Source organism: Bradyrhizobium sp. P2_E8 (assembly GCF_056403875.1).
This window is the reverse complement of record NZ_JBFUES010000146.1, coordinates 1-10,723: the sequence shown is the minus strand read 5'-3', so window position 1 is coordinate 10,723 and position 10,723 is coordinate 1. Positions and strand designations below refer to the sequence as shown.

10 protein-coding genes are annotated in these 10,723 nt (G+C 64.4%); 6 read left to right on the top strand and 4 right to left on the bottom strand.

The window, feature by feature from the left end; all coding sequences use genetic code 11:
• On the bottom strand, positions 1 to 319 hold a 319-nt coding region (locus AC1D00_RS10920), incomplete at its 3' end, for a response regulator transcription factor (protein ID WP_477010686.1).
• 103 nt (positions 320 to 422) lie between these two features.
• Complete coding sequence (locus tag AC1D00_RS10915) at positions 423 to 1,745, bottom strand: ActS/PrrB/RegB family redox-sensitive histidine kinase (protein ID WP_477010685.1); 1,323 nt, start codon at positions 1,743 to 1,745, stop codon at positions 423 to 425.
• 106 nt (positions 1,746 to 1,851) lie between these two features.
• Between AC1D00_RS10915 and AC1D00_RS10910 the strand changes: the two genes are divergently transcribed.
• From AC1D00_RS10910 to AC1D00_RS10890, 5 genes are all read left to right on the top strand, one after another.
• Positions 1,852 to 2,655 (top strand): ABC transporter ATP-binding protein, encoded by an 804-nt coding sequence (locus tag AC1D00_RS10910; RefSeq protein ID WP_477010684.1) that lies wholly within the window; start codon positions 1,852 to 1,854, stop codon positions 2,653 to 2,655.
• 217 nt (positions 2,656 to 2,872) lie between these two features.
• A complete protein-coding gene (locus AC1D00_RS10905; protein WP_477010683.1) occupies positions 2,873 to 3,691 on the top strand; it encodes an ABC transporter permease in 819 nt (272 codons plus the stop codon).
• Positions 3,692 to 3,813: 122 nt separating this feature from the next.
• A complete protein-coding gene (locus AC1D00_RS10900) occupies positions 3,814 to 5,142 on the top strand; it encodes a polyhydroxyalkanoate depolymerase (RefSeq protein WP_135175064.1) in 1,329 nt (442 codons plus the stop codon).
• A 217-nt stretch (positions 5,143 to 5,359) separates the two neighbouring features.
• Complete coding sequence (locus AC1D00_RS10895; RefSeq protein ID WP_135175063.1) at positions 5,360 to 6,199, top strand: M48 family metallopeptidase; 840 nt, start codon at positions 5,360 to 5,362, stop codon at positions 6,197 to 6,199.
• 134 nt (positions 6,200 to 6,333) lie between these two features.
• A complete protein-coding gene (locus tag AC1D00_RS10890) occupies positions 6,334 to 6,501 on the top strand; it encodes a hypothetical protein (RefSeq protein ID WP_477010682.1) in 168 nt (55 codons plus the stop codon).
• A 24-nt stretch (positions 6,502 to 6,525) separates the two neighbouring features.
• Here AC1D00_RS10890 and AC1D00_RS10885 read toward each other — a convergent pair whose 3' ends face one another.
• Complete coding sequence (locus AC1D00_RS10885) at positions 6,526 to 8,739, bottom strand: transglycosylase domain-containing protein (RefSeq protein ID WP_477010681.1); 2,214 nt, start codon at positions 8,737 to 8,739, stop codon at positions 6,526 to 6,528.
• A gap of 180 nt (positions 8,740 to 8,919) precedes the next feature.
• Here AC1D00_RS10885 and AC1D00_RS10880 point away from each other — a divergent pair, with 180 nt between their 5' ends.
• The gene (locus AC1D00_RS10880; RefSeq protein ID WP_135175061.1) at positions 8,920 to 9,345 is read left to right on the top strand and encodes a DUF1330 domain-containing protein; all 426 of its coding nucleotides are present in this window, start codon (positions 8,920 to 8,922) and stop codon (positions 9,343 to 9,345) included.
• Positions 9,346 to 9,516: 171 nt separating this feature from the next.
• On the opposite strand, the gene AC1D00_RS10875 is transcribed toward AC1D00_RS10880, so the two are convergent.
• Positions 9,517 to 10,722 (bottom strand): ABC transporter substrate-binding protein, encoded by a 1,206-nt coding sequence (locus AC1D00_RS10875; protein ID WP_477010680.1) that lies wholly within the window; start codon positions 10,720 to 10,722, stop codon positions 9,517 to 9,519.
• Position 10,723 lies beyond the last annotated feature (1 nt).

Genomic DNA, 10,723 nt, shown 5'->3' with positions numbered 1-10,723 from the left:
CGCCCATCTTCACCGCGGTCACCGCGGTGGCGATGTTGCCATAGCCGGTCAGCACGATCGCGCGCGCATCCGGGCGCTTCTTCTTCAGCGCGGAGACCACGTCGAGGCCGTTGCCGTCGCCGAGGCGCAAGTCGACCACCGCGAAGGCCGGCGCCGCCTTGCCGATCTGCGCAAGACCGTCCGAGACGGTGTCACACGACGTCACCGCGAACCCGCGGGTCTCCATGGCGCGCGACAGCCGCTCCAGAAACGGCTTGTCGTCCTCCACGATGAGAAGCGAGCGGTCGGTCTGTTCGTTCAGTTCGGCGATTGCGTTCAAGGTTTGGTCCTCTCTCCTGCGCGTCCACATATGGCCTCGCAATCGGCCGGCGCCAAGGCCGCCAATGGTCGATCGGGCCCTCTGTGCGACGCAAGGTCGCGCCCTATCCTATTGTTTCTTCAAGCGTCTCGATAGCCTCAAAACGCTGTCGCGGCCACGTGATCTGGACCACCGCTCCGTGTTCCGGGAAGATCCGGTTGGTAAACGAGACCTTGGCGCCGGTGCGTTCGAGCAGGGTGCGCGCGATGAACACGCCCAATCCGAGCCCGCGCCGTTCGCCAACGGCATCATCCTGGGTGCGCCGCCGCGACAGATAGGGCTCGCCGATCCGGTTGAGGATATCGGGCGGAATGCCGGGGCCGTCGTCGGAGATCAGGAGCTCGATCGTGTCCTTGTTCCACCAGGCGTTCACCTCGACGGCGGTGCGGGCGAAATCGACTGCGTTCTCGACGATGTTGCCGACGCCGTAGAGGATCGCGGGGTTGCGCGAGCCGACCGGCTCGGCGAAGGCGGCCACCGCAATCCGCACCTTGATGTCGACGCCGAAATCGCGATGCGGGGCCACCACCTCCTCGATCAGCTCCGACAGCTTCATGCGGTCGAACGGCGCACCGGTGGAGGAGAGCTGGGTGATCTTGCTGAGGATGTCGCGGCAACGCTGGGTCTGCTCGCGCAGGGTTTTCAGATCGGCGGCAAAGTCCGGGTCCTTCACCGTCTTTTCCAGCTCGCGCGAGATCAGGAAGATGGTCGCAAGCGGCGTGCCGAGCTCGTGCGCGGCGGCGGCGGCGAGGCCGTCGAGCTGGGTCAGATGCTGCTCGCGCGTCAGCACCAGCTCGGTCGCGGCCAGCGCATCCGCAAGCTTGCGCGCCTCCTCGGTCACCTGGAACGAGTAGAGGCTGGTGACCCCGATCGCGAGCACGATCGAGAGCCAGACGCCGACGAGATAGATCGGCGGCAGTACCAGCGGATCGTCGGAATCCCAGGGTAGCGGCAGGTGGAAGAAGAACAGCACCGAGGCGCAGGCGACCGCCAGCACGCCAAGCCCGAAGGTGAAGCGGGCCGGCAGTGCGGTCGCCGAGATCAGCACCGGCGCGAGGAACAGGAACGAGARCGGATTCTGGAGCCCGCCGGTGAAGAACAAGAGTCCGGCCAGCTCCACGATGTTCAGCGCGAGCAGTCCGGCCGCCTGTATCGGCTCCAGCCGCTGCAGCGGATTGGAGACGGCCTGGAGCCCCAGATTGAGCGCGGCCGACAGGGCGATGATGCTGACGCAGGGGACGATCTCGACATTGAACTCCAGCCCCTGCGCTACGATGAAGATCGCGGCGAGCTGGCCCAGCACCGCGAGCCAGCGCAGCCGCAGGATGGTGTCCAGGCGGATATGCCGCTGCGCGGGACGAAAGTCGGAAGCGGCAATTTCGGTCATGTCGGCCAATGTGGCGGTGCCTTCTGGTCACAAACGCGCGGCTGGTGGAACCATCCGGATTACAAGCCTTGCGCTGTCAGCTGCAATAGCAGAAGAACGGCCCAGCATGACCGGGAACGACAAAGCTTCAAGTCCGCCGACTGTCGCGGAGCGCAGCTCCTCTGCGGCAATTGCGGTCGATCACCTCGTCAAGGTCTACAAGCAGACCCGCGCCGTCGACGACATCTCCTTTTCGCTGCCGCGCGGCAGCATCACCGGGCTGTTGGGCGGCAACGGTGCCGGCAAGACCACGACCATCGCGATGATCATGGGCCTGGTGCTGCCGACCTCCGGCCGCGTGCGGGTGCTCGGTCACAGGATGCCCGAGGAGAGCGCTTCCGTGCTGGGCCGGATGAATTTCGAGAGCCCCTATGTCGACATGCCGATGCGGCTCACGGTGCGCCAGAACCTCACCATCTTCGGCAAGCTCTATGCGGTGAAGAATCTCGCGGGCCGCATCGCCAGGCTCGCCGACGATCTCGACCTCACCGAATTCATCGACCGCGCCAACGGCAAGCTCTCCGCCGGCCAGAAGACCCGCGTCGCGCTGGCGAAGGCGCTGATCAACCAGCCCGAGCTGCTTCTCCTGGACGAGCCGACGGCTTCGCTCGACCCTGACACCGCCGATTGGGTGCGAGCCCATCTGGAGCGCTATCGCAAGGAGAACAACGCCACCATCCTGCTGGCCTCGCACAACATGCTCGAGGTCGAGCGTCTGTGCGACCGCGTCATCATCATGAAGCGCGGCCGCATCGAGGACGACGACACGCCCGAGGCCATCATGGCCCGCTACAACCGCACCACGCTGGAGGAGGTGTTTCTGGACGTCGCCCGCGGCCGGGTGAACGGCGAGAAGGAGGCGGCGCGATGAGGGAGTCCCGATTTTTCGGTCCTAGCCCGGATGGATCCCGTCATCCCGGGGCGCGACATAGTCGCGAGCCCCGGATCCATAACCACAGGATTGAATTTGGCGAAGACTCGGGGTTACCGGTCTCGCCCCACAATCGCCGCCTGTGGTTATGGATTCCGGGCTCGCGCTCCGCGCGCCCCGGAATGACGAAGCTTCATCCGGGCTGCACGGTGCCGCGATGACCGAGCTCTCCCTTCACCGCGGCATCTCCATGCAGCGCATCGGCGCGATGATCCTGCGCTATTGGTACCTGTTGATGTCGTCCTGGCCGCGGCTGCTCGAGCTGCTCTACTGGCCGGCGCTCCAGGTCATCACCTGGGGCTTCCTCCAGCTCTACATCGCGCAGAACGCCAATTTCTTCGCGCGCGCTGGCGGCACGCTGATCGGCGCCGTCATCCTCTGGGACATCCTGTTCCGGGGACAGCTCGGCTTCTCCATCTCCTTCCTGGAGGAGATGTGGGCGCGCAACCTCGGCAACCTCATGATGAGCCCCTTGAGGCCGATCGAGTTTCTGCTGTCGCTCATGATCATGAGCCTGATCCGGCTCGCGATCGGTGTGATCCCGATGACGCTGCTCGCGCTGTTCCTGTTTCATTTCAACGTCTACAGCCTCGGCCTGCCGCTGATCGCGTTCTTCTGCAATCTGATCTTCACCAGCTGGTCGGTCGGCATCTTCGTCTCGGGGCTCGTGCTGCGAAACGGTCTCGGCGCCGAGAGCATCGTCTGGACCCTGATGTTCGCGATCATGCCGCTCGCCTGCATCTACTATCCGGTCAGCGTGCTGCCGGCCTGGCTGCAAGTCGTCGCCTGGGTGCTGCCGCCGACCTATGTGTTCGAGGGGATGCGCGCGCTCTTGATCGAGAACACCTTCCGCACCGACCTGATGCTGGAGGCGCTGGCCATCAATGCGGGCCTTCTGGTTGCATCTTTTGGGGCATTCCTTGCCCTTTTGCGCAGCGCCAGGAAGAACGGCTCGCTGCTGTCCGCCGGCGAATAGTTTCACTTTCCCGTGGATTCAGGCTGATTTAACCGTCTTCGCTACGTAGATGTACGGGGACGATGCATTGACGCAATATTACGCATTCGGCAGTATGCTGCGATGCGAAGAGGGATATAGCGATGCCTATTGGTGAGTTTGGCGGCGCACCGCCCCTGGCTGCAGAAGGCAGTCCGGTTCTGACGACGCCGATGTACTGGATGTACGAGATGGCGCACGCCTCTCTCAATCCGGCACGCGCCGTCACCGACGCGACCAAGCTCCTGTTTCAGAATCCCCTCAATCCCTGGGCGCGCACCGAAGTCGGCAAGTCGGTCGCCGCGGCCTGCGAATTGTTCGAGCGCACCACGCGCCGTTACGGCAAGCCGGAATGGGGCCTCAACGACACCGAGGTCAACGGCATCCGCGTCCCCGTCGAGATCCGTTCGGTCTGGGAAAAGCCGTTCTGCCGGCTGCTCTATTTCGATCGCAAGTTCACCCGTCCGCTGCGCAGCCCGCAGCCGCGCGTGCTGATCGTAGCCCCGATGTCCGGCCACTATGCGACGCTGCTGCGCGGCACGGTCGAGGCGTTCCTGCCCGCGCATGAGGTCTACATCACCGACTGGGCCGATGCCCGCATGGTGCCGCTCAGCGACGGCCGCTTCGATCTCGACGACTACATCGACTACGTCATCGAGATGCTGCACGTCCTCGGCGGCAACACCCATGTCATGGCGGTGTGCCAGCCCTCGGTGCCCGTCGTCGCCGCCGTCTCGATCATGGAAGCGCAGCGCGATCCGTTCGTGCCCACCTCGATGACGCTGATGGGCGGCCCGATCGACACCCGCCGCAATCCGACCGGCGTGAACGACCTCGCCCAGCAGCGCGGCATCGACTGGTTCCGCAACCACGTCATCACCAAGGTGCCGTTCCCGCATCCGGGCATGATGCGCGACGTCTATCCGGGATTCTTGCAGCTCAACGGCTTCATCAGCATGAATCTCGACCGGCACATGGATGCCCACAAGCAGCTCTTCGCTCATCTGGTGAAGGGCGACGGCGATCTCGTCGACAAGCATCGTGAGTTCTATGACGAATATCTCGCGGTGATGGACCTTTCCGCCGAGTATTACCTGCAGACGGTCGACACCGTGTTCGTGAAGCACTCGCTGCCGAAGGGCGAGATGACCCATCGTGGAACCCGCGTCGATCCCTCCAAGGTCAAGCGTGTGGCGTTGATGACGGTCGAAGGCGAGAACGACGACATCTCTGGTCTCGGTCAGACCGAAGCAACGCACACATTGTGCAGCTCGATCCCCGATCATCGCCGCGTTCATTACGTCCAGAAGGGCGTCGGTCATTACGGCGTGTTCAACGGCTCGCGTTTCAAGTCGGAAATCATGCCGCGGATTCACGACTTCATGGTCTCCGCAGCGAATCCGAGCTCGTTGCAGGCGCTCGCAGCTGAATAATCGCGTATTTCGGCTTTCCCGTCGAAAATTCGGGTGCAGCCGGAGGTTCCGGCAGGGCCTGTTTCCGTCCAGATTCGCGGTATTTAGGTAGCCTTATAGGAGTGAGTCCCCCCTCACCCCTTGGGGGTGTCGCATGCATCCAGCGGGGGCGAAAAAAGCGGGTTCCAACCCCAGTCTGTAGGGTCTCCCGGACGCCAGACCCCTGTATATTGGGCAAATGATTTGTTTTTGCGCCGAGCGCTTTCCCTGGCGGCGGTTATGGCAGAATCCGGGCGAACTCCTGCTCCCCGGACTCACAGACATGGCCACTCGCGCACTCCTTTATCGGCGGCCCCACGAGCCAAAGACCCTCGTCATCACCCATGGATCGCAGTTTTTTGCGATTCGGCTGCGTCGGCACAGGCGCGCGCGCCGCTACACGCTCAGAATTCATCCGAGCGATCGCGAAGCCATCCTCACCATGCCGCCGCGCGGCACGCTCGCCGAAGCAAAAGACTTCGCGCAGCGTCACGGTGCATGGATCGCGGCGCGTCTCGGGCGTTTGCCGAAGGCGGCGCCGTTCCAGCCTGGCACAGTGATACCGCTTCGCGGCGTTCCCCATCGCATCGTTCATCGCGCCGGTGCGCGCGGCACGGTGTGGACGGAAGTGCGCGACAGCGGTGAACGCATTCTCTGCGTCGCCGGCGGGGTCGAATATGCGGACCGCCGCGTCCATGACTTCCTCAAGCGCGAGGCGCGCCACGATCTCCAGCGTTCGGCCGAAGCCTATGCCGGCGAGCTCGGTGTCAGGGTCAAGCGCCTGTCGATCCGCGACCAGTCCAGCCGCTGGGGCTCCTGCACCTCGGCGGGCTCGCTGTCGTTCTCCTGGCGCCTGATCCTCGCGCCGCCCTTCGTGCTCGACTATCTCGCCGCGCACGAGGTCGCCCATCTCGTCGAGATGAACCACTCGGCGCGGTTCTGGCGCGTGTGCGGCAAGGTCTGCCCCTCGATGGAGCGCGCCAAGAAGTGGCTCGACACGTACGGGAATGACCTGCACCGGTACGGGGTCGAGGACTAGGGCCGTTGTGGCGGTCTTGGAAGGTGCCATCGCCCGCGAAAGCGGGCGATCCAGTATTCCAGAGGCGGTTGTGATTGAATCGAGAAGCCGCGGCGTACTGGATTCCCCGCCTTCGCGGGGAATGACAGTTGAGAATGCGGCAGCATCAGCCGGTCTCGCTCGATTCTCGCCGCACGTCGCGACGATTGCGCGGTTCGCTCGATTTGCGTCGTCGCATCAAGCGCTTCGCACAATCCACCGCGCATCGCGCCGGCAATCACCGGCTACTGCGCATGGGGTTGTTTTCGCAGTTTTTGTTTTGAGGCCATGGCGACCTCACGACGAACCTATCGGTTCCCGCCAAACAGCCGGTCCATCAGCCAGCCGTCGAGTCCTGCGGCGGCTTCCGGCCGCGCATTGGCGCGCGTGGGCGGCGGGCGATAGCCGCCATTGTTCGCCGGCGCGGGTCCGGGCGCGGCCGCTGTCGGCGGCGACACTTGCGRTGCCGCCTGCGCGAGGTTCGACAGACCCCAGCCACCCGGCGAACTCGGTAGGTTCGCCACCTGCACGCCCTCGTGCGCGGTGCGCATGAAGCGCGACCAGACTTCCACCGGCAGGCCGCCGCCAGTGGCCTTCTTGGTCGGCGAGTTGTCGTCATTGCCGAGCCAGACGCCGGTGACGAGGTTGGCGGTGTAGCCGATGAACCAGGCGTCGCGGTAATCCTGGCTGGTGCCGGTCTTGCCGGCCGCCGGCCAGCCGGGGATCTCCGCCTTCTTGGCGGTGCCTGATATCAGCGTCTCCCGCATCATCGTGTTCATCATGCCGACGTAGCGCGGGTCGATCACCTGGTTGCGCTCGTCCGCCTGGCGCATGTAGAGCAGCTTGCCACCGAGCGTCCTGATCCGCGTGACGACATGCGGCGTCACCGCGAAGCCGCCATTGGCGAACGGCGCATAGGCGCCGACCAGCTCGACGACCGAGACCTCGGAGGTGCCGAGCGCGATCGAGGCGTTGGGCTCGAGCTTGGAGGAGATGCCGAGCCGGTGCGCGGTGCGCACCACGTTCTTCGGCCCGACCTCGAGGCCGAGGCGGATCGCGACCGTGTTGAGCGACATCGCCAGCGCCTGGGTCAGCGTCACCGCGCCGAAATATTCATGGGTGTAGTTCTCAGGTCTCCAGCCCTTGACCTCGATCGGCGCGTCCTGGCGCATGGTATCGGGCGTCAGGCCCTGCTCGAGCGCGGTCAGGTACACGAACGGCTTGAACGAGGAGCCCGGCTGGCGCTTGGCGGTGACCGCGCGGTTGTACTGGCTCTCGGAATAGTTCCGCCCGCCGACCAAGGCGCGCACGGCGCCGTCGGGCGTCATCGCCACCAGCGCGCCCTGGCTGACATTGAACTTGACGCTCTTGGCCGCGAGCTCGTCGATGATGGCGGCTTCCGCCACGCCCTGCAGCTTCGGATCGATCGTGGTCTCGACCTTGATGCTCTCGTCGATCTGGCCGACGAGGTCGTCCAGCACCTCGCCGATCCAGTCGGCGACGTAATTGACCGTGCCGGCACCGACCGGCTTCACGTTGTAGGAGGGATGGCCGATCGAGGCCTGCGCCTGCGCTTCGGTGATGAACTTTGCATCCGCCATCGCCGTAAGCACGATCTGCGCGCGCGCTTCCGCGCCTTCCGGGTTGCGGTTCGGCGCAAGCCGCGACGGCGATTTGACGAGACCGGCCAGCATCGCGGCTTCTGCGATGGTCACGTTCTTCGCCGACTTGCCGAAATAGCGCTGCGCAGCGGCCTCGACGCCGTAGGCGCCCGAGCCGAAATAGACGCGGTTGAGATAGAGCTCCAGGATATCGTTCTTGGAATGCTTGCGCTCCAGCCAGATCGCGAGCTCCGCCTCCTGCAGCTTGCGCTGCATGGTGCGCTCCTGGGTCAGGAACAGGTTCTTCGCGAGCTGCTGCGTCAGCGTCGAGCCGCCCYGCGACACGCCGCGATGGAGCACGTTGGTGACGAGGGCGCGCAGGATGCCGACGGGATCGATGCCGAAATGCGAATAGAAGCGGCGGTCTTCGATGGCGATGAAGGCCTTGGGCAGGTATGGCGGCAGGTCCTTCAGCGCGACATTGGCGCCGGCCATCTCGCCGCGCTGCGCCAGCATGCTGCCGTCGATGCCGACGATCTGGATCGTCGGCGGACGCTTGGGAATCTCGAGCGACTGGATCGGCGGCAGATGGGCGCCGACCCAGACCACGACGCCGATCACGGCGATCGCGCCCCACAGGCCCAGCACCGCACCCCAATAGACCAGGCGCCCAATGCTGGCGCCGATGCGCGACTTCGGCCGGCGCTTGGCGCCGCTGCGGCCGGCCGATGCCTTCCGCTCGCGCGGCGGCTCGTCGGTGGAATCCTCAGCTTTGCTCTTGGCGGATGATTTCGCAGACTTCTTCGGCTTGTCCTCGCCGCCCGGGACGCGGTCGGCCGCGGTCAGGCGCAGGTCGGCGAGCGCCGCGGGCAAGCCGAACAGCGGCTCCTTCCGCCCACCCTTTTTCTTTCCCCACGCCATACGCAATACGCCCGGTCAGTCCGCCCCGCCGCACGCTAGCGGTCGCTGTTTAAGGCCCGGTTACCCAGACGTTAACGCGCGATTAGGAGGTGCGGCATTCGCCCGCCGCAGTTCCGTTCATCGGACGGTGAAGCTAGGATCGCCGCCACAAAGCGAGAGGGAACACGCGAGGGAGTACCTATGGGCCACATCGATCCGACCAAGGAGATTTTTGCGCAATTCCGGGACAACGACCGCCCGGGCCCGATCCACATGCTCAATCTGGTGCGCCTGCGCAAGGACGCTGCCTATCCGGACGGCCGCAAGGCGAGCGGCGCGGAGGCCTATGCGGCCTATGGCCGCGAGAGCGGCCCGGTGTTCGAACGCCTCGGCGGCCGCATCGTCTGGCAGGGCAGGTTCGAGCTGATGCTGATCGGCCCGCAGGAGGAACGCTGGGACCATTGCTTCATCGCCGAATACCCAAGCGTCGCCGCCTTCGTCGAGATGATCCGCGATCCCGTCTACCGCGAGGCGGTGAAGCATCGCCAGGCCGCCGTGGAGGATTCGCGGCTGATCCGGCACGCGGTGTTGCCGGTGGGGAAGAATTTTGGGGAGATACCGAAGTAGACGCCGCACAAGTTCGTAGGGTGGGTTAGCCTTGCGGCTGCGCGAAGCGCAGTCCGCTAGGTGTAACCCACCAATTCTGTCACCGCGGATAGAGACAGTGGTGGGTTGCGCCGAGCAGATTCGCTTCGCGCATCTGCCCGGCTAACCCACCCTACGAAACCGTTTGTGTCGCTAGCCCGCCGGGCCGTTGTCCTCGATGATCGGGCCGAACAGCTCCCAGCGCTCGCCGTTGAACTTCATCATCTGCATCTGCTTGTTGACGCGATAATCGTTTGGTCCGGTGTTGATCTTGATGCCGGGCAGCGCGAAGCTCGGGGTGAAGTCCTTGATGTTGGCGACCTGCTTCATCACGTTCTCGCGCGACAGGTCGTCGCCGCACTGTTTCAGCACCTGCGTCAGCAACTCGGCGACCGAATAAGCATAGGTGTTGACCGTGTTGAGCTTGTCGCCTTCGGGGAAATACTTGTCCATGAAGGCGAAGAAGGCCTTCACGCCCGGATCGTCCTTCCACTGCGGGTCACTCGGCTCCTTGCCGTATTGGGTCGAGATGATGCCCTTGGAAATGTCGAGGCCGGCCGGCTTCAGCGTCGCCGAGATCGGACTCGCATTGATGTCGAGGATGTGCACCGGCGTCCAGCCGAGCTCGGCCACCTTCTTGATGGCCTGCGCCGCGAACTTCGGCGTCGAGGCATCGTAGAAGAGATCGGCGCCGAGCGACTTCAGCTTGACCACCTGCGAATCGACGGTCGGGTCGGTGACCTCGTAGGACACTTCGCCGACGATCATGCCGGCGGCCTTGTCGCCGAGGCCGCTCTTGAGGCCGGCGAGATAGTCGCGGCCCATGTCGTCGTTCTGGTAGAGCACGCCGATCTTGGCATTGGGGTGATTGGCGAGAATGTACTTGGCGTAGATACGTCCCTCGGACACGTAGTTGGGATTGTAGGCGATGGTCCAGGGATAGTTCTGCGGATCGTTGAAGCGTGCGGCGCCGGTCGAGGCCAGCAGCTGCGGGATCTTCTTGCTGTTGAGATATTTTTGCACGGCGGCGTTCGCGGCCGTGCCGATGATCTGGAAGGTGAACAGCACTTCGTCGCCTTCGACCAGCTTGCGCACCTGCTCGACCGTCTTCGGCGGCGAATAGGCATCGTCGTACTGGATCAAATTGATCTTGCGGCCGTTGATGCCGCCCTGATCGTTGATCATCTTGAAGTAGGCGGCCTGGGTCTTGCCGATATTGGCATAGACGGAATAGGCGCCGGAGAACGGCACGGTCTGGCCGATCTTGATCTCGGTGTCGCTCGCGCCGGTGTCATATTTCTTCTGGGCGAGGGMTTGGCTGGCGGAGAACGCGAAGGCGAGCGCCGCCGTGGCAGTTATG

Excerpts from the sequence above, each read along its gene's own strand:
- AC1D00_RS10890 (WP_477010682.1), top strand. The coding sequence starts at position 6,334 with ATGCGGCAGCATCAGCCGGTCTCGCTCGATTCTCGCCGCACGTCGCGA.
- AC1D00_RS10900 (WP_135175064.1), top strand. The coding sequence starts at position 3,814 with ATGCCTATTGGTGAGTTTGGCGGCGCACCGCCCCTGGCTGCAGAAGGC.
- AC1D00_RS10895 (WP_135175063.1), top strand. The coding sequence starts at position 5,360 with ATGATTTGTTTTTGCGCCGAGCGCTTTCCCTGGCGGCGGTTATGGCAG.
- AC1D00_RS10910 (WP_477010684.1), top strand. The coding sequence starts at position 1,852 with ATGACCGGGAACGACAAAGCTTCAAGTCCGCCGACTGTCGCGGAGCGC.
- AC1D00_RS10880 (WP_135175061.1), top strand. The coding sequence starts at position 8,920 with ATGGGCCACATCGATCCGACCAAGGAGATTTTTGCGCAATTCCGGGAC.
- AC1D00_RS10905 (WP_477010683.1), top strand. The coding sequence starts at position 2,873 with ATGACCGAGCTCTCCCTTCACCGCGGCATCTCCATGCAGCGCATCGGC.